17 protein-coding genes and 1 pseudogene are annotated in these 18,287 nt (G+C 43.6%); 8 read left to right on the forward strand and 10 right to left on the reverse strand.

Translation table 11 applies throughout. The features are described 5' to 3' along the window. Nucleotides 1–29: 29 nt before the first annotated feature. Entirely contained in the window at nt 30–1,262 is a 1,233-nt protein-coding gene (pepT, locus tag OCU90_RS21895; RefSeq protein ID WP_061022028.1) for a peptidase T, read from the reverse strand. A 348-nt stretch (nt 1,263–1,610) separates the two neighbouring features. On the opposite strand from pepT, the gene OCU90_RS21900 reads away from it, so the two are divergent. From OCU90_RS21900 to OCU90_RS21910, 3 genes are all read left to right on the forward strand, one after another. Further along, a complete protein-coding gene (locus OCU90_RS21900; RefSeq protein ID WP_004731758.1) occupies nt 1,611–1,757 on the forward strand; it encodes a hypothetical protein in 147 nt (48 codons plus the stop codon). Nucleotides 1,758–2,166: 409 nt separating this feature from the next. Further along, nucleotides 2,167–3,159: an aldo/keto reductase gene (locus OCU90_RS21905; RefSeq protein WP_240513379.1), complete on the forward strand. Its 993-nt coding sequence runs from the start codon at nt 2,167–2,169 to the stop codon at nt 3,157–3,159. A 175-nt stretch (nt 3,160–3,334) separates the two neighbouring features. Next, the gene (locus OCU90_RS21910; protein ID WP_061022031.1) at nt 3,335–4,069 is read left to right on the forward strand and encodes an RNA methyltransferase; all 735 of its coding nucleotides are present in this window, start codon (nt 3,335–3,337) and stop codon (nt 4,067–4,069) included. Nucleotides 4,070–4,166: 97 nt separating this feature from the next. Here OCU90_RS21910 and fdxA read toward each other — a convergent pair whose 3' ends face one another. Continuing rightward, the gene (gene fdxA / locus OCU90_RS21915) at nt 4,167–4,490 is read right to left on the reverse strand and encodes a ferredoxin FdxA (RefSeq protein WP_061022034.1); all 324 of its coding nucleotides are present in this window, start codon (nt 4,488–4,490) and stop codon (nt 4,167–4,169) included. Nucleotides 4,491–4,744: 254 nt separating this feature from the next. Here fdxA and OCU90_RS21920 point away from each other — a divergent pair, with 254 nt between their 5' ends. Then, on the forward strand, nt 4,745–6,376 hold the full coding sequence (locus OCU90_RS21920; RefSeq protein ID WP_017077435.1) for an NAD(P)/FAD-dependent oxidoreductase: 1,632 nt from the start codon (nt 4,745–4,747) through the stop codon (nt 6,374–6,376). Nucleotides 6,377–6,500: 124 nt separating this feature from the next. Here OCU90_RS21920 and OCU90_RS21925 read toward each other — a convergent pair whose 3' ends face one another. From OCU90_RS21925 to bluB, 3 genes are all read right to left on the reverse strand, one after another. Further along, complete coding sequence (locus tag OCU90_RS21925; protein WP_061022035.1) at nt 6,501–7,964, reverse strand: hypothetical protein; 1,464 nt, start codon at nt 7,962–7,964, stop codon at nt 6,501–6,503. Nucleotides 7,965–8,140: 176 nt separating this feature from the next. Then, a complete protein-coding gene (locus OCU90_RS21930) occupies nt 8,141–9,796 on the reverse strand; it encodes an ABC transporter substrate-binding protein (protein ID WP_061022037.1) in 1,656 nt (551 codons plus the stop codon). Nucleotides 9,797–10,000: 204 nt separating this feature from the next. After that, nucleotides 10,001–10,672: a 5,6-dimethylbenzimidazole synthase gene (gene bluB, locus OCU90_RS21935; protein WP_004731771.1), complete on the reverse strand. Its 672-nt coding sequence runs from the start codon at nt 10,670–10,672 to the stop codon at nt 10,001–10,003. A gap of 167 nt (nt 10,673–10,839) precedes the next feature. Between bluB and OCU90_RS21940 the strand changes: the two genes are divergently transcribed. The 3 genes from OCU90_RS21940 (at nt 10,840) to OCU90_RS21950 (ending at nt 13,258) form a co-directional block, all read left to right on the forward strand. Next, nucleotides 10,840–12,039 (forward strand): DEAD/DEAH box helicase, encoded by a 1,200-nt coding sequence (locus OCU90_RS21940; protein ID WP_004731773.1) that lies wholly within the window; start codon nt 10,840–10,842, stop codon nt 12,037–12,039. Between the two features lie 106 nt (nt 12,040–12,145). After that, nucleotides 12,146–12,550 carry a PPC domain-containing DNA-binding protein gene (locus OCU90_RS21945; protein ID WP_061022039.1) on the forward strand — a complete coding sequence of 135 codons (405 nt, stop codon included), beginning with the start codon at nt 12,146–12,148 and terminating at the stop codon, nt 12,548–12,550. Between the two features lie 84 nt (nt 12,551–12,634). Further along, entirely contained in the window at nt 12,635–13,258 is a 624-nt protein-coding gene (locus OCU90_RS21950) for a 3'-5' exonuclease (RefSeq protein WP_061022041.1), read from the forward strand. A gap of 69 nt (nt 13,259–13,327) precedes the next feature. On the opposite strand, the gene OCU90_RS21955 is transcribed toward OCU90_RS21950, so the two are convergent. After that, nucleotides 13,328–14,164 (reverse strand): DUF6279 family lipoprotein, encoded by an 837-nt coding sequence (locus OCU90_RS21955; RefSeq protein ID WP_061022044.1) that lies wholly within the window; start codon nt 14,162–14,164, stop codon nt 13,328–13,330. Nucleotides 14,165–14,467: 303 nt separating this feature from the next. Here OCU90_RS21955 and OCU90_RS21960 point away from each other — a divergent pair, with 303 nt between their 5' ends. Continuing rightward, nucleotides 14,468–14,641, forward strand: a complete 174-nt coding sequence (locus OCU90_RS21960; protein WP_081089954.1) for an RNA helicase — start codon at nt 14,468–14,470, stop codon at nt 14,639–14,641. Nucleotides 14,642–14,725: 84 nt separating this feature from the next. On the opposite strand, the gene dbpA is transcribed toward OCU90_RS21960, so the two are convergent. The 4 genes and pseudogenes from dbpA to OCU90_RS21980 form a co-directional block, all read right to left on the reverse strand. Next, the gene (dbpA, locus tag OCU90_RS21965) at nt 14,726–16,105 is read right to left on the reverse strand and encodes an ATP-dependent RNA helicase DbpA (protein ID WP_004731781.1); all 1,380 of its coding nucleotides are present in this window, start codon (nt 16,103–16,105) and stop codon (nt 14,726–14,728) included. Between the two features lie 149 nt (nt 16,106–16,254). Then, a complete protein-coding gene (locus OCU90_RS21970) occupies nt 16,255–17,163 on the reverse strand; it encodes an aldo/keto reductase (RefSeq protein WP_017081935.1) in 909 nt (302 codons plus the stop codon). A gap of 218 nt (nt 17,164–17,381) precedes the next feature. Beyond that, a complete protein-coding gene (locus tag OCU90_RS21975) occupies nt 17,382–17,975 on the reverse strand; it encodes a hypothetical protein (RefSeq protein ID WP_017089870.1) in 594 nt (197 codons plus the stop codon). Nucleotides 17,976–18,142: 167 nt separating this feature from the next. Beyond that, nucleotides 18,143–18,256: pseudogene (locus OCU90_RS21980) on the reverse strand (PstS family phosphate ABC transporter substrate-binding protein); the annotation flags it as partial. Between the last annotated feature and the right edge of the window lie 31 nt (nt 18,257–18,287).

Genomic DNA, 18,287 nt, shown 5'->3' on the forward strand with positions numbered 1-18,287 from the left:
AATACAAAGAGATATCGCGTTTTAGGCGGCTATTTTTGATAGTGAATAGCGGTACGTTGAGACAGTTCCACTATCACTTTTACCGCTTGTTCCATGCCTTGAATAGTAATGAACTCATGAATACCGTGGAAGTTATAGCCACCAGTAAAGATATTCGGACACGGTAGCCCCATGAAAGATAAGCGAGCACCATCTGTGCCGCCTCGGATAGGCTTGATCATAGGCTCAACATCGCACTCGATCATTGCTTGCTTGGCTAACTCGATAATGTGCTGATGTGGTTCAACCATCTCCTTCATGTTGAAATAGCTATCAGTGAGCACCAACTCAACACGACCTTTCTCTAGGCGCTCGTTCAGCTCATCCACTTTCTGTTGCATGAATGCCTTACGCGCTTCTACACCTTCACGTTCAAAATCACGGATGATGTATCCCAGTTCAGAGCGAGCCACACCCATTTCAGCCGATTTCAGGTGGTAAAAGCCTTCATACCCTTCTGTGCACTCAGGTGTATCTTGCGCTGGCATCATCAATTGGAATTGAGCCGCGATATTCATCGCGTTGACCATTTTGCCTTTTGCGGTACCCGGATGAACATTCACGCCATGACAGATAACATCGGCGCTCGTGGCATTAAAGTTCTCAAATTCCAACTCCCCTACCGGGCCACCATCAATGGTATACGCCCATTCGGCACCAAACTTCTTAACATCAAACAAGTTAGCACCACGGCCGATCTCTTCGTCTGGCGTGAAGCCAATACAAATATCGCCATGTTTAACGTCTGGGTTCGCTTTGAGGTAAGCAATTGCACTGATGATTTCAGCGATGCCCGCCTTATTATCAGCCCCAAGCAGAGTCGTGCCATCGGTAGTGATGAGGTCATGGCCATGCAAGGCATCAAGATCTGGGTATTGGCTTGGATTCAGGCATTCGCTGCTTGCACCTAATTCTATCGTTCCACCTTGATAATCTTTAATCAGCTGTGGTTTCACGTTCGCACCGGAAGCATCAGGAGCGGTATCCATATGTGCGACAAAGCCAATGGCAGGCACATCGTAATCGACATTCGACGGCAGTTTCGCCATCAAATAGCCATTTTCGTCTAAAGAGACATCAGCTAACTCTAATGCGATCAATTCTGATTTTAAGGCTTCAGCAAATGTTATTTGACCCGGTGAACTTGGGCACTGCTGATTAGAAGGATCGGATTTAGTATCAAAAGTAACGTAATTCAGAAAACGTTCTACAAGCTTTTCCATAATTCATCTCACCATGGATTAAGTAATTGATTTACTGACCTAATTATTATGTCGATAAGCGATGCATCGTTAAATAAAGACGAACACAGAGTCAGTAGCGAGGTTTTTCATCTTACGCCCCTGACCATCTATGTAATTGCTCTACATCATTATTGTGCGAAATTAGACGAGCTTCCTATACTTGAAATCAGAGGGTTTCGTCAGTTCAACATTGCATACGGATGATAAGAGATCGCTTTGTACGCATTCTACGCCCTCCACTCTCAGCCTATAAAAAGTACAAAGTGGATGATGATCACCCTTTATCCTTGATGCAGAATCTGTCATACGTTACACGGAGACACAGTTATGACGATTAATAAATATTTCATTTTATCTCCTCAAGCCTCTGAGGAAACGCTTCAGCCAGCATTAACTGAGAAAGAAGTTCAAAGGCAGGAAGCTCTAAGACAGGCGCAATCTCAAGGTGGGTTTGACACCAACGCGACCTCGTAACTTAATCAATACTCAGAACTTGTTTATAGAACCCCTAAAAAAGAGCTCTACTTCACTTTGATGTAGAGCTCTTTTGTCTTTGACTCTTCTTCTCTCTTTCTATGATGTCCTATTTCGGCGTCGAACCCATTCACGTTTTGTGACTCCCCTGCTTTATATTTATAGCTCCACGACTATGCAGCTAGCTCATTCGCTACGTTGAGAAATGACTCATTAAACTTACCTCAGCCATACCTTGTCATGTCATTTTGTGCTAATAATTTATATTCGTTTTCATTCCTCACTCGCTCTCTTTTCAAAAACTCTAATGCGAGTACCAGAGAACTTAACCACAGGAATCCCGAATTCAATGGAATATTCAAAACTAGGAAGTAGTCAAATTCCCGTTTCCCGCATCTGTCTTGGCAGCATGACTTGGGGGCTGCAAAATACACAACAGCAAGCCGACCAACAGATCGAATACGCACTAAGCCAAGGTATTAACTTCATAGATACTGCAGAAATGTACGCGGTTCCGCCTTCTCCAGAGACCTACGGCAAAACAGAAGCGATCATTGGTAACTGGCTATCGCGCCACCCGCAGCGCCGCCAAGAACTGATCATAGCGAGTAAGATTGCAGGCCCAGGCCTTCCTTGGGTTCGAGATGGTGGTCCTATAACGGGTGAAGCCGTAATCGAAGCGGTTGATGCGTCATTAAAGCGTCTACAGACTGATTATATCGACCTATATCAACTGCATTGGCCAAATCGAAATACACCTCACTTTGGAAAACAGTTCCCAAATCAAATTCGCTTCAGTGATATCGACCGGAAGCAGCATGAAGGGGAAATGTTGGAGATCCTTCAAGCCCTAGCGAGCTGCGTTAAAGCAGGAAAAATCCGTCATGTTGGTTTGTCTGATGACACTACTTGGGGTATCAACACCTATCTCAAGCTGAGCGACAAACACGATTTGCCACGCATGGTCTCGATTCAGAATGAATTCAGCCTACTTCACGCAAAAGACTGGCCGTATCTGATTGAGAACTGTGTGCATGAAGATGTCGCTTACCTGCCTTGGTCACCGTTATCTGGAGGAATGCTCAGTGGAAAATACATTGATGGTGCAAGACCGGAAGGCAGCCGCTGGACATACATGCAGCGTAAGGGCATTTTCCGCGACACCGAATCTGCCAATGAAGCGGTAAAAGGATATGCAGAAGTCGCGAACACTCATGGATTTACGCCGAGCCAGCTTGCATTAGCATGGTGTAATCAAGTCGATGGTGTTACCTCATCCATCATTGGGGCGACCACGATGGAGCAGCTTAAAGAGAACGTGGCTGCTTTCAGTAAACCATTATCAGAAGAGATTCTTACCGATATCAACACAGTGTTTAAGCGCTATCCTGTTCCATATTAAGCTGTCAGTTCAGCTTAACTTAGGCAAGTAAATCCCATAAGGGCGCGCTATTTAGTGCGCTTTTCTTTTTTAAGTGAGTTGCTTTTGCTTTTTATGTGGATCGCATTGAGCTATCACGCTTTTGGTTCTCCAACCTTTGCTCTATAATGCGCGGGCTTATATCTAGGATAAAAACATGATTTCAAAAAACCAATTAAAACTCCTTCGTGCTTTGGGCCAAAAGAAACAACGTAAAGCCCACGGCTTGTTTCTAGTTCAAGGTGAAAAGAACGTTCTTGAGCTGTTCAATAGTGACTTAGTCGTGAAGAACGTCTTTGCTACCGCTGATTTCTTATCTGAAAATCACGCTTCACTGTTTGAGTTTGATTGTGTTGAAGCCTCGCTAGATGACCTAACCAAAGCAAGTACTTTGGTCAGCAACAATGCAGCGATTGCTGTCGTTGAGATCCCAACATTTGAACTGCCAAAAGCAACAGGGCTGATGATTGCACTAGATGGCGTTTCAGACCCGGGCAACCTAGGTACGATTATTCGTGTAGCAGACTGGTATGGCGTTAAGCATATCGTTGCGAGCAGCGATTGTGCAGACCCATACAACCCTAAGACCATCAGTGCAACTATGGGTAGCTTTGGCCGAGTACACGTAAGCCAAACATACTTACCGGCTTATTTAGAACAAGCGAACCTACCGGTTTACGGCGCGTTCTTAGAAGGCGAAAGTGTTCATAAGACAGAATTTACTGCCAATGGCATTTTGCTAATGGGCAGCGAGTCTCACGGCATTCGTGAACATGCGGCTAAATACGTAACGGATAAGATTACGATTCCTGCATTCGGTGGCGCAGAGTCTCTGAACGTAGCAATGGCGACCGGTATTATTCTCGACAACATGCGTCGTCAGCATAGCTAGATTTCATAAGCTAACGATCCAATCGACAGTGTTCAGGTATTAAAAAAGGCGTATTGATTAAATCAGTACGCCTTTTTATTTGAGTTCTTTTCAACAACTACTTTTCTAACATTGCCAACTTATCAGACACACCATTCCACTTTTCAGCTTCATCCATCGGTGCTTTTACTTCAGTTTGCACAGGCCAAATCTCGGCAAGCTCGGCATTCACTTCAATAAAGATCTTTTGATTTTCTGGCAGTTCATCTTCTTGGAAGATCGCTTGAGCATCACATTCAGGTACACATAAACCACAATCAATGCATTCGATTGGGTTGATTACCATGAAATTCGGGCCTTCATGGAACGCATCTGCGGGGCATACCGCCACACAGTCTGTGTATTTACATTGAATACAGTTATCGCCTACGACAAATGCCATGATGCTCTGCTCTATAAGTTAGTCAAAATTGAAGAATGGAGGATAATACTCATCCCAAGGCAAAATTCAACATCATACGGCTCTAATATCGTGTCTATTTGCTCCATGTTTCCAAATTAGTATGACAGATAAATCAATTTCTCGTAAAATGCGCGCCATTGTGAGCTTATCGCTTCTTTCAACATCAGCGTTTTCATCAAATTCTGTATTAAGAAACGATCTAGCTAAGACACCTATAAAAACGAGACATCAAAATGATACGTTTAACCGAAATTAAACTCCCACTAGACCATGAAGAGTCAGCCATTCAAGACGCTATTGAAGCAAAGCTTGGCATTAACGCTGATCAGGTACTTTCTTTTAATATCTTTAAACGTGGCTACGATGCTCGTAAGAAATCAAAAATCTTACTTATCTACACGCTTGATGTTCTCGTTGAAAACGAAGCTGAGTTGTTAGAACAATTCATCAGCGATCCACACGTAAAAGTGACTCCTGACATGGAGTACAAATTCGTGGCTAAAGCGGTTGAGAACCAAACTGAGCGCCCTGTCGTTATCGGCTTTGGCCCTTGTGGTCTGTTCGCTGGTCTAGTGCTTGCTCAAATGGGTTTCAACCCGATCATTGTTGAGCGCGGTAAAGAAGTTCGTGAACGTACGAAAGATACCTTTGGTTTCTGGCGTAAGCGCACACTGAACACTGAATCAAACGTACAGTTCGGTGAAGGTGGCGCAGGTACATTCTCTGACGGTAAGCTATACAGCCAAGTTAAAGATCCAAAGCACTACGGCCGTAAAGTAATCGAAGAATTCGTAGCTGCTGGCGCACCAGAAGAAATTCTATACGTAAGTAAGCCACACATCGGTACCTTTAAACTGGTTACCATGATCGAGAAGATGCGTGCTTCTATCATTGAGCTAGGTGGCGAAATCCGTTTCAGCACTCGCGTAGACGACGTTCATATGGAAGACGGTCAAATCACTGGCCTAACGCTTTCTAACGGTGAAGAGATTAAAACTCGTCACGTAGTACTGGCTGTTGGCCACAGTGCCCGTGATACGTTTGAAATGCTGCACGAACGTGGTGTTTACATGGAAGCTAAGCCTTTCTCTGTTGGTTTCCGTATCGAACACAAACAGGCGATGATCGATGAAGCTCGCTTCGGCAAGAACGCAGGCAACCCTATCCTAGGTGCTGCGGACTACAAACTAGTACACCACTGTAAGAATGGCCGCACTGTATACAGCTTCTGTATGTGCCCGGGTGGTACTGTGGTTGCAGCGACTTCTGAAGAAGGCCGCGTAGTAACCAACGGCATGAGCCAATACTCTCGTGCAGAACGTAACGCAAACAGTGCCATCGTTGTGGGTATCGACCCAGAGCGTGATTACCCAGGTGACGCACTAGCAGGTATCCGTTTACAGCGTGAATTAGAAAGTGCCGCTTATGTTCTAGGTGGCGAGAACTACGACGCCCCTGCACAGAAAATCGGTGACTTCCTGAAAGGTCGCGATCCAAGTGAAATCGGTGAAGTAAAACCATCATTCACACCGGGTATCCATCTAACGGACATTTCAAAAGCACTGCCTGATTTTGCTATCGAAGCAATTCGTGAAGCAATTCCAGCGTTCGAGAAGAAGATCAAAGGCTTCTCTACGCCAGACGGTCTATTAACAGGCGTTGAGACGCGTACGTCTTCTCCTGTATGTATCAAACGTGGCAAAGACTTCCAAAGCATCAACTTAAAGGGCTTCTTCCCTGCAGGTGAAGGTGCAGGCTATGCTGGCGGCATCTTGTCTGCTGGTATCGATGGTATTAAGGCTGCAGAAGCACTAGCGATATCAATGGCAGAACAGAACCAAGCTGAGAAAATTGAGATCGCTTAGGCGCTTTTAATAAAGTAAAGCTACATAACGGTCAACCAAAACTAAAAATCCAGTGTCTTGTAGACACTGGATTTTTTTATTGCATAAAGGTATCTAAAATTATTTATTCACGACTTCGTCAGTGTTACTTACAAGTCTCTTTTGACCAGTTCACACCATCATCTGAACACTCAAATCGACTTGTTCCATTTTGGTAATAATAACCTTTAGTCCAGTTACCTTGAGAATATCTAGACGTTATCGTTTGAGTATAATCAAACGGCGTATTTTCAATGTGCGCATACTTGTGTCTGTTCCAGTTATCGGAGCCATATGAACTATTGTCATTAAAATCTACCGATAGATAGTTGAGCGCATCAAAGTCGCTGCGAGAAACATTATCTAACGAATCACCAAGATTAACCCACTCAGGATGTGGTACGTTATTCTCAAAATTAAATTTGGCTTGTACCTGGGTAAACTGATCCTTGTAGTCACCGACAACATCTGCCGTCAAGGTTTGCATAAAGCCCGCACCAACGTCTTGACGAGAACAACTTCCCCAATCAAGTTGTTGAGACCCGCCACGGTTCATCACACCAAAGGTAGTCAATGAGTTAGGCAGGATCTGCTGCTTGATGGTCTCTTGCACTGAACATGAATATTCTGTTCCATCACTACTCAATGAGAACAAAGCTGCTTTGTCATACTCTAAGCCATCTTTCTTCTGACCATTGCGCTCAAAATGTTCACTTAACGCCAGTTCTGTCTGCAAGTCGGCTGAAACTTCATGTTCGATCACAATCAGCTTGTTCGCAGTCATCACTGTTTTAACTTTATACCACTTATTAATTTCGTTTTTCTTGGAGTAATCCCAATGCTGCCAGTAATAGTCAACATAAGCTTGCTGGGCTGTAGGGTTCTCTTTTTGAATCTCTTTGGTCTCTTGATACGACTTTTTAATGGCAGGCATCATCTTCTGCGCTAAATCGTAGAGCTCAGTGTTTTGATCTTTAACGAAATCACCATACAAGTCCTCTACTGCGATGTTGTATCGGTTCGCAATTCGGAAGTCATGCTCTTTCACATTTTGGATAATGCTATTTTGGGTGTTCACAGCTTGCTTCAAAGCAGAACAACTATTTAAACCACCTTTATACAAGTCGGCTTGGATCTGATTCCATAAAACAGTTGTCAGTGGCGTAGTCGACTTAATTTTTTGCTCAGAACTCACCGTCATGACTGGCGGAAAGATTAACTGATAAGGTTCAGTAATCGGTGTGTTTGGGCTATCCGCATCAATAGCGCCTACTGGCACGTTCACTACGATTGGAGCGTAGTCCATACAGTCTGAGTTAGAGCCCGTCAAAGATAGCTCATAGCTGCCCTCATGGTCGGTGATGCTGCTTGGCTCACCTTCATCTAACACACCATTGTAATTGATGTCCAAAAACGCGGTCGCCCCTGAAATATAACCATCGATAGCCACACCTTGTAAGGTTTTTGTTTGAGGAGCGGGAGCACTTGTACTGCTACCACCGCCTCCTCCTCCGCCACAAGCAGTAAGGCCACCAGCGATAAGTGCGATAGAAATAAGCTTAAGTTTCATTCGATGAGATCCTAATGAAATACATTAATAAGTAGGGTTGTCATTGGGGGGATGACCGAGAATGACTGTGATAGTCATGGCCAGTCATAATAGCGATTGGTATTCAAAAGAAACATGAAAGGGTGCTAGGCAGTTTATGCATGTTTTGTTCTAACGAAGGGTCTTAAATGGACTAATTACATATCGCTTGAAGATATCCAGAGTTTATAGAAATCACTGTAGCCAGTTTGATTGATCTCTACGCCTTGAACCTCAATACTATTAGAAACCTTCTCTTTACCATGAAATAACGGACAAAGGAGCTTCTGTTGATACAGTGATTGTTCAATCTTTTTCAACTCGCCGACTGGATTATCACAACTAACGGCTAAGTGAACTCTCTCACAATGCTCTCTCATCTCAGAACTGTCATAAATGAACCTGAGTCCAGACGAAGCAAGTAACCAATCATACAGGCCATAATCTTTAGGCTGTTCAATAATTTCTTCGATAAATAACAGGTCTGCCGATTCGCTCATAGAGCTAGGATCACTAATATTGGGAAGTTCAACGACTTCAATAGCGACACCCGTTTTTGCAATCGTTTGTTGTAGCCAGTCAGCCATATCTTGAAGTAAAGGAATCGTCATTTTAGGTCGAGTTAGGACAACAGTGCCCGTCAAAATAGGGACAGAATCACTGCACATTAATTCGCTCGACGAGAAAGACAAATCATCCACCACCATATCGATGTCAAAGTCTTTACTACTGGTTTTAATAAACGATACCAAGCAGGCTAGGTTTTCGGGGGTAATATATGAATTTTTTCTGTGATTCACGGCAAGGTACGACAGGGCATTAATGGTGGTTTCTTCCGCTACACCAGACTTATTGAAACTGAGAGTATGATCATTTAAGCCATCAATATCCGTCAGAGTGATCTGCTCTAACAGTGAGTGTTGAGCAAAGTAACCACGGTGACGTTTTAGAATAAGGCGCTCTTCGCTCCAATCATCTAAAGAGAAAGGTCCCGTTCCAATATACGCGCTGCGTCCACTAGCAAAATAGCTACGCTTGCAACGGTAGATAGACGCGTGTGCACTACACAGCGCATAGATAAACATTGGGTTTGCGCGCGCTAACTCGATAGTTAGTTTTTTCTCACCCACCACATGAACCTCATTCACCTGCTCAAATAAAGACTGTACCGGGCCATCTATGTTTTTTAACCGTAACAAACATTGAACGACATCTTTTGCACTCAAGGTTTCACCGTCATGGAAAACAACATTAGGCCTTAACCAAAAATGCAGAAAGCGCCCTTCCATCTTCCAATGGTGGGCAAGACTGGCTTGAGGCTCGCCATTAAGATCTTGAACTAACAAAGTATTATAGATACTTCTCAGAATTTGATGTTCAGCGATTCTATAGGTTTTGGCGGGCTCAAGATTATCAACCCAGGGGTATTGAGTGATCAACAAATGATCATGCTGTTGATTGAAAAGGTTATGTTTTTCAGTGGCTAGCGTCAGTGCCTTTATTGCGGTATCACCATAGCTTTCTAAAAGGCGAGGAATTACGTTAAAGCGACCTTGCTCTAACTGAAGCGCTAAAACTTGCTCTAATGCCTCAGAGAAACTAAGCAAAATTTTAAATTGACTAAGCCTCCCTCGTCCTTTGGACGGAATCCAACAAATCCACTGGAATTCAGATAGGCATTTCAGGACGATCGAAGTGTTTCTACGAGAAGTAGAAAGCGAGTGTTCCAGATCATCTATCGTTAGGTGGTACTCTTCACCTAGTTCATATTTGACCAGCAGCTGTTGGAATCTACGTAAGTTCGCGTCGTTCAATGGGTATCCAAATTCAAGCGTTTAAAGGAACGAGAATAGCTATCACAAAAATATGGTCTCTATTTACTCGTTCAACATTGGAATATGCTTTGTGAAACTGTTGATATAAATATTATCAAGACCCAATTTAGTTTATAAACACCTCTTTTAGCAAACAAAATAACCAATGATGATACGTAGTCGTAATCAAAATAAGAGATGCGTTTAGTCTTTGACTGAATTCGTTATTTGCTCTGAGTTCCACTTCCCTTCATGAATCGCTGAATTGACGTCTCGTCTTGGTAGCCAACCCATGGTTTCTAGTTCGGGTTTATCTTTGAAGTGGTCAACGTAGCCGATACATAAATACGCAACGATATCGATGTTTTCTGGGATATCTAAAGCGTCTCGCAGTGTTGAGTCGTGAAGAATGCTCACCCAACCTAACCCTAGGTTTTCGGCTCTTGCCGCGAGCCACAGGTTTTGAACCGCACACACGGTGCTGTACAGATCCATTTCTTGTTTGATGGTTCTACCTAGCACGACCTTTCCGGTTCGATTACGGTCGCAAGTCACGCAGATTCCGATAGGTGATTCGACGATGCCTTCTAGTTTTAGGCGCTTATACATTGCTTGCTTTTCATCGGTGAACATTTCCGCGGATTCTGCATGAGCCTGATTAAAACCGGCTTTGATTTGTTGCTTGGTTTCGATATCACGGACAACGACAAAATCCCAAGGTTGCATAAAACCGACACTGGGAGCATGGTGCGCTGCGGTTAGTACACGCATCAAAACGTCTTCTGGGATCTCATCAGGAAGAAACTGACCACGAACATCTCGGCGAGAAAAAATCGTTTTATATACTGCATCGCGTTCATTCGGCGTAATTTCCATACATCCCTGTCTTATCGTCGTCTTATTGAGTCAGTATTATCCAACTAAAGTGTCTATGTTACTAGCGGTACACAAGCAACATGGTAGAATGCCGCCATTAATCTTATCCTTGTATAAGATTGTTGAACCTTTCCATCGCTATTTAGCCAAATCATACCGAGAAACTTATGCCATTTTCCAAGCTTGGATTAAGCTCACCTATTGTTAAAGCCGTTGCAAAACAAGGCTATGAAAAGCCAACCTCTATTCAAGAAAAAGCGATTCCGATTGTGCTTTCTGGTAAGAACCTAATTGCTGCTGCACAAACAGGTACAGGTAAAACTGCGAGCTTTGTTCTCCCTATCTTAGAAATGCTAAGTAAAGGTGAAACACAACGTAAAAAACGTATTCGTGCTGTTATTCTGACACCAACTCGCGAGCTTGCGATTCAGGTTGAACAGAACATTACTAAGTACGCGAAGTTCCTAAACCTAACATCACTAGCGATGTACGGTGGCGTGTCTTACCAACACCAAAAAGACCGCTTGATCGAAGGTGTCGATATTCTTGTGGCAACACCAGGTCGTTTGATCGACATGTACGGACAACGTGCCGTTCACTTTGATGAAGTGGAAGTACTGGTTCTAGATGAAGCTGACCGCATGTTAGACATGGGTTTCATTGAAGACATCAACAAGATCATCGCACGTTTACCACAAAACATTCAAAACCTGTTGTTCTCAGCAACGCTATCAACGCCAGTTCGTGCGCTAGCGAAAAGCGCAATCAGTGAAGCAGAAGAGATTTCTATCGCCAAAACTGACGCTTCTAAAGCAAACATCGAACAATGGTTAGTTACAGTCGATAAAGACCGTAAGTCTGCACTTTTAAGCCACATGATCACTGACGGTGAGTGGGACCAAGCGCTTATCTTTATCGAGACTAAGCACGGCGCGGCTAAATTGGTTGCTCAACTTGAAAAGCGTGGCATCCAAGCTGAAGCTTTCCACAGTGGACGTAGCCAAGCGATTCGTGAAAAAATCTTGGCTGACTTCAAGAAAGGTCGTCTAAAATACTTAGTCGCGACGGGTGTTGCTGCACGTGGTATCGATATCGATAACCTAAGCCGCGTAGTCAACTACGACATCCCATTCCCAGCGGATGACTATGTACACCGTATTGGTCGTACAGGCCGTGCTGATGCGTCTGGTGAAGCGATCTCTTTCCTATCGAAAGACAACTTCAAGAACCTGTGCATTATCGAAAAACGTCTTGGTCACTTGATTGAGCGTCGCGTTGTTGAAGGTTTCGAACCACGCAAAGAAGTGCCAATCTCTGTATTGAACTTCGTGCCTAAAAAGAAAAGAGATCTGCAGCAACCTGAGTAATTTCAGATTTAGAAAATGCGAAAGTCCGCATTAGCCAAAAAATAAAACGAAGCCCAATGTGGCTTCGTTTTGCTCTTAGAAATACAAATAAAATTGAGGCAATAAGATGATCACTCCTATCGCAACGAGATTAACCCGAGGCCAAGACCTAAAGCTTGAGATCCAAAAGCTAGTGACAGCGCACAATATCTCAGCGGGCTCTGTCGCGTCTTGTGTCGGGTGTGTTTCTCAACTCAATATTCGTCTGGCTAATGCAAACAACACCAAGCTAATTATAGCTCCGTTCGAAATTGTGTCACTTATGGCGACGCTAACCCCAAACCACCAGCATGTTCATATATCCGTTGCTGATGAAAATGGAAATGTGATTGGTGGGCATTTGCTTGAAGGGACGATTATCGCAACCACCGCTGAATTGATTATTCACCGCTACGATACTTTGACCTTCAACAGAGAGCATGACGATTCGACGGGTTACACTGAGCTCACTGTCAGTAGCAACACGCAATAGAACAACACCACGCAATAGATCGCCCCATAGCAACACTAAGCGCCCCATATAAAGCGATACAACCAAATAGTATTAGGAAACACGATGGCTCCAAACTCCGCAGACTCCGTTATCGTTCTCGATTTCGAAACCACAGGCTTATCACCAAACATGGGTGACCGAGCGATTGAAATCGGTGCGGTTAAATTAGTTAACGGCAAAGTCGTCGACACCTTCCAGCAGCTCATGAACCCGGGATTTCGCGTCAGTGGGTTCATTGAAAGCTATACCGGAATCAGTAACCGTATGTTAAGCACAGCGGCCAGTTGCAGTGAAGTGATGGATGAGTTTGCAGACTTTATCCAAGGCAGCCAACTTGTTGCTCACAATGCGTCGTTTGATAAGCGCTTTCTCGATGCGGAATTAGACTTTATTGGCCGAGACTACACAGGCAAGTTCGCTTGCTCAATGTTGATCGCTCGTCGTCTAATCCAAGACGCACCGACTCATAAGCTAGGCGACCTTGTGCGTTTCAAAAATATCGACAACGACGGTACTTTCCACAGAGCGTTAGCCGATTCAGAAATGACAGTACGGTTATGGTTATTGATGATTGATGAACTGCAAAGTGATCACGGTATTCAACAGCCGAGCTTTCAATTGATGCAAAAAATATCTAAGACAGCTAAAGGCTCGATTCCAAAGCTGCTGATGAGTAACAGAGGCTAACTCTCTGCATTCGGTTTAGGGCTTGTAGAAGGCTAGTGGCAAACAGTCACTAGCCTTAATATAGCTACCCTACTCCTGCAGTGTCACCAGCGTCGTCTTGAGGCTTTCTAGCTCACTCATAAAATAAGCCCATTGTTTATCACTGCTCACTGCGGCGATATCCACCAAGAACTTCGCTGATGTTTGCATATTCTTATCAAGCTTAGACTCCAGTTCTTGCGGATAATAATCTTCATTGTTCAAAAGTAGCTTCATAATAATTGGCTGTGCAATATGTAAATCGGTCTTCTTTTGCATAAGTGTCGTTAGGTCTTGATACGTATTATTTTGATATTGTCGCCAGCTATCGTTAGTATTTATCCATTCTTGAGACCACGTCAAAATAATCTGTTTTTGCTCTTTCGATACCGACCCTAACCATCGCTCTAGCCTATCTTCTATTCGACTTCGATATCGTTCTCTCGAATCCTCATCATTCAATGATAATCTTTCTTCGTAATATTCTTGCTGCTTTTCTCTAAAGTTCTTTAAGAATTCGTTATCTTGCTCAGGGGTAAGCTGCATACTTAATGCGTAAATATCAGGAGAGAACTTGTTAACGATTGAGCGAATATGATTTTTAGTTTGTTCACTTTGATCAATGATAAAAGCTGAATTCATATCAGAACGGTCTAGGTTTTGAATCGCTTGCAGTTGCGACATATACAGCGGAAGTTGGGTTTCTTTATGCCATTGCTGTAATAAGTCGAGGCGCTCTTCGAGCTCTGATTCTTGACTGTTGGATAGAGAAACAAAGTCTTCAATATAGCTAACCGCAAACCAGCTTATATTGTTGTAGGCAAATTTAGTCCCGCAACCAGCGAATACAAAACAGACTAATAAGACTAACCATCGACACTTTCTCATTTAACCCTCTCACGATATTCAGCAAAGCCACAAATCCATTAACTCACCCTTTTGAGGTTAGCTCTAGTTCTTATAACGCTCGTTCTAGCTCTTATAAAAGTAGCCTTAATAAGTAGTGGCTGTAAAAACTTTGAGATAAATTGAGACTCAGACTTGCTAATCTAGCTATTTCGGCAAATGATTAAACTAAAAATAATTAATGGCAGTGATGTAACTTGATTTTTATTGCTCATTTGATGTAAACGAAACCTATAAACGAATGGTTTATTTATTTTCAAATGATTAGTATTTGGGAGGTAAGCTATGGCCGCTACTCCTCATTATACAAGCGAGTTAGAGTACGAGCTTTGTTATTTTGACGATGGAAGACTAACCACAATTACGATATCCGCTAATAATCGACAGGAAGCGATGACTTGGTATCTTAGAGAAGGAAGACATATCAACGATTTCTATTCGATCAGACCTGATGAATAAACGTTTGATACGTTACTGACTGTGGAACACCCTTTACTGCATTATCACTAGCATGACTTAGCAGTAAAGGGAGACAATCTCGAATTACTTCAGAATTCGGGCGCGGAATTGACGACCCTTCATTTTACCTGATTCGATTTTACCTAGTGCTTTCTTAGCCATTGATCTTTCTACAGCAACGTAAGCGCGCATCGCGAACAAGTTGATCTTACCTACTGACTTACCATCAATACCGCCTTGGCCTGTCAACGCACCAAGGATATCACCTGCGCGAAGTTTCGCTTTCTTACCACCATCAATCTGGATGGTTACCATGTTTGAGTAGTACGGCTTAGCGATTGGTTTAGCTGGCAACTGAGACGGTTCGATTGGCATATCCATGTACTCATCAATTTGAGCAACACGGTGCATCTCTTTTTCGCTAAAGAAGCTAATTGCGACCCCTTTGCTTCCTGCACGACCAGTACGACCGATGCGGTGCACGTGTACTTCAGGATCGCGAGACAACTCAAAGTTGAACACTGCATCAAGGTTATCAACATCAAGACCACGAGCGGCAACATCGGTTGCAACCAAGATAGAGATGGTTTTGTTTGAGAACTGAACCAAAGCTTGGTCACGTTCACGCTGTTCCATGTCGCCATGAAGCTCGATAACACTGAAACCACGGTGGCTTAGCTCATCATTTACGTTCTGCACTTCTTTCTTAGTATTACAAAACACAACCGCTGACTCTGGTTGATGATGAAGAAGCATTAGCTCTAGTGCGTCATCACGAGCTTCAGTACCTTCAACCTTGTAAAAGTGCTGTTGGATGCTTGAGTGATCGTGCGTTGATTCAACCTTCACCATTTCAGGGTTATTCATGATGCGGTCTGCAACAGATTTAATCTGTTTAGGGAAAGTTGCACTGAACAATAACGTTTGACGATCTTTTGGTGCTGCTTCAATAACAGCATCTAGTGCATCTTGGAAACCCATTTCCAGCATGCGATCGGCTTCATCTAACACAAGTGTGTTCAACTCAGATAAGTCAATACGCTCTCTCTCTAGGTGGTCCAGGATACGACCAGGTGTGCCCACAAGAATGTGTGCGCCATGCTCTAATGAACCAATTTGTGGGCCCATTGGCATACCGCCACATAGTGTCAGCACTTTAATATTGTGAATGCCACGAGCAAGAGTACGGATCTCTTTTGCTACTTGGTCTGCAAGCTCACGAGTCGGACATAACACTAAAGACTGAACACGGAAACGCTTAACGCGTAGGTTCTGCAGCACGCCTAAACCAAAAGCAGCTGTTTTACCTGAACCCGTTTTACCCTGACCGATAACATCCTTGCCATCCAGAATAGTAGGAAGACTCAACGCTTGAATAGGCGTCATTTCAGTATAACCAAGAGAATCTAACGTGTTTAGAAGCTCAGGTTTAAGGGCGATTGAAGAGAATTTTGAAGTGCTCAATGGAAATATCCAACTGGTGAAAAACAGAGTGCATTATGAGTGTTTTTGAAAATTATTCCACCTTAATCACAGTTTTGAAGAAACATGTTAGGCGAACACAAAAAAGCCAGCTTTGTTAGCTGGCTTTTGCTTCTATTTTGAATCGCTGCCTATGGCACACCGTGGCCTTTAGATGCGACCCATACGCGATACCATTGCTCGCGAGTCAGTTCGATTTTCAGCGCATCAACAGCCGTCTTCACACGTTCAATCTTACCTGAACCAATAATCGCGATCGGGTTAGATGGTAAACGACGAACCCAAGCGTAAATCACTTGGTCAATGCTGTCTGCACCCACTTCTAGACGAATCGCCTCTAGCTCATCACGAACGCGAATCGCTTGTGCTGAATCACCACTGAAGATGCTACCGCCGCCTAGACAAGACCACGCCATTGGACGAATACGGTTCATCTGTAGTTGATCCAGCGTTCCATCATGAGCCACGTCGAAGTTCAATGGGTTGATTTCAACTTGGTTTGTCACCAGTGGCTTACCTAGTCGAGATTGCAATAAGTCGAACTGGCGCGGAGAAAAGTTAGAGACACCGAAATGCTTAACTTTGCCGACCTTATGCAGTTCAGCGAACGCTTCTGCTACTTCATCCGCATCCATCAGTACATCTGGGCGGTGAATCAGTAATACATCAAGTTCGGTTACACCCAGACGCTCTAGAGAGTTATTTACCGACTGGTAAATATGATGCGCGCTGGTGTCATAGTGATTGATCTTACGATCTGGAGTGTGGTCACCACACAAGTTGATGTCGCACTTGGTGACGATTTGAATATCATCACGGAGGCTTGGCTCAAGCGCTAATGCTTCACCAAACAACTTTTCACATTGGTAGTTACCGTAAATATCCGCGTGATCAACGGTTGTGATGCCAAGATCAATGTGCTGCTTCAGGAAAGTCAGGCGTTGTTGCGGGGTCATACCCCATTCTGCTGTACGCCAGTATCCTTGCACCAACTCAGAGAGTTCTGGGCCTTGTGGCGCTGTCGTTACTCTTGCAACCATGGGTTGTCTCCTTTATCAATACTGAACGTATCCTAAGCTCGTTTTACCGAAGGCTCAACGTATAACAAATGGCAAAGGTAAACGCTTACTAAAAAATGTGAGAGCCGCAGAAAAACGAACACTAAAATCAATAATAGCTTGCTGTCTGCCCCTCAGCCGCTCTCCCAAAAGGCTTTTTTACTCTAATGAATGACGAAACTATCTATAAATTTAAGCAATTAAAGACGATTTAGTTCAACCGTTAAATTGTCACCATCACTATGTAGCTGAATCCAAGGAGCTGACGAACGAGAATAAGATGAGGAAGAACTAGGCACATTCCATAAACTCATTTGCTCAGAGGAATGATGTGGTGCATTAATGAATTCGACGAGTTGTTTATCTACCTTATCGTAACCAACGCCCTCACGTTTCGCTTGTTCGAGTTGAGCGACGACATCGAATTCATCCTCGCCAATCCGAATAGAGCTGAGCGCAAAGCCATCTTGACGAAGGTATGCCTGAATCTTTGTGTAACTTAAGTTCGAATATGGCAGGTTAAGGCGAACCACCTCTACGCTTGAGTCACCCAACTCCAGTTCAACATAAACATCCAAATCGTAATATTGAGTGAGGTCACTGCACAACAGGGTGCCTTCAACTTCGCCACAATCCATGAGATCGATATCGTTAATATAGTTTTGAGAACTCGGTTGAATTGGGCTGCTATTGAATACCGTTCGCAACCACCAGCTTTCACTCGCTTGCGCAGAGAATGAAAGGGTATTCAGAACCAATAACAAAGGTAGGATTAAGACAGGAAGAGTTCTCATTAATTGTGCTTATTCGCGCGGTATGAAGCGCCCATTATACGTGACCAATCAACAAACAACCGCTCAAGCCACAAATTTTAGGCGAAAAAAAACGGGCATGCATGCCCGCTAGATAAATTCTATCGCCGAATAACGTAACCCTTCACGATTACATCACGATATTTGAATCACTTATACCCACCTTCAATAGCTGGTTCTTCAAGGGATAGCCTTACTTTATTTCGTTGAATAGCTTCTGGCGGCAAACTGATGAAACCGTATTGGTTCAACACGCCTTGATAGCCATGTAATTTACATTCCGTTATATGCAAC

Source organism: Vibrio splendidus (genome assembly GCF_024347615.1).
GTDB lineage: Bacteria > Pseudomonadota > Gammaproteobacteria > Enterobacterales > Vibrionaceae > Vibrio > Vibrio splendidus.

Coding starts and splice junctions, on each gene's coding strand:
- OCU90_RS21950 (WP_061022041.1), top strand. CDS start 12,635: ATGGCTCCAAACTCCGCAGACTCCGTTATCGTTCTCGATTTCGAAACC.
- pepT (WP_061022028.1), bottom strand. CDS start 1,262: ATGGAAAAGCTTGTAGAACGTTTTCTGAATTACGTTACTTTTGATACT.
- OCU90_RS21920 (WP_017077435.1), top strand. CDS start 4,745: ATGATACGTTTAACCGAAATTAAACTCCCACTAGACCATGAAGAGTCA.
- OCU90_RS21960 (WP_081089954.1), top strand. CDS start 14,468: ATGGCCGCTACTCCTCATTATACAAGCGAGTTAGAGTACGAGCTTTGT.
- OCU90_RS21955 (WP_061022044.1), bottom strand. CDS start 14,164: ATGAGAAAGTGTCGATGGTTAGTCTTATTAGTCTGTTTTGTATTCGCT.
- OCU90_RS21940 (WP_004731773.1), top strand. CDS start 10,840: ATGCCATTTTCCAAGCTTGGATTAAGCTCACCTATTGTTAAAGCCGTT.
- OCU90_RS21945 (WP_061022039.1), top strand. CDS start 12,146: ATGATCACTCCTATCGCAACGAGATTAACCCGAGGCCAAGACCTAAAG.
- OCU90_RS21975 (WP_017089870.1), bottom strand. CDS start 17,975: ATGAGAACTCTTCCTGTCTTAATCCTACCTTTGTTATTGGTTCTGAAT.
- OCU90_RS21970 (WP_017081935.1), bottom strand. CDS start 17,163: ATGGTTGCAAGAGTAACGACAGCGCCACAAGGCCCAGAACTCTCTGAG.
- bluB (WP_004731771.1), bottom strand. CDS start 10,672: ATGGAAATTACGCCGAATGAACGCGATGCAGTATATAAAACGATTTTT.
- OCU90_RS21910 (WP_061022031.1), top strand. CDS start 3,335: ATGATTTCAAAAAACCAATTAAAACTCCTTCGTGCTTTGGGCCAAAAG.
- OCU90_RS21905 (WP_240513379.1), top strand. CDS start 2,167: ATGACTTGGGGGCTGCAAAATACACAACAGCAAGCCGACCAACAGATC.
- fdxA (WP_061022034.1), bottom strand. CDS start 4,490: ATGGCATTTGTCGTAGGCGATAACTGTATTCAATGTAAATACACAGAC.
- OCU90_RS21900 (WP_004731758.1), top strand. CDS start 1,611: ATGACGATTAATAAATATTTCATTTTATCTCCTCAAGCCTCTGAGGAA.
- OCU90_RS21925 (WP_061022035.1), bottom strand. CDS start 7,964: ATGAAACTTAAGCTTATTTCTATCGCACTTATCGCTGGTGGCCTTACT.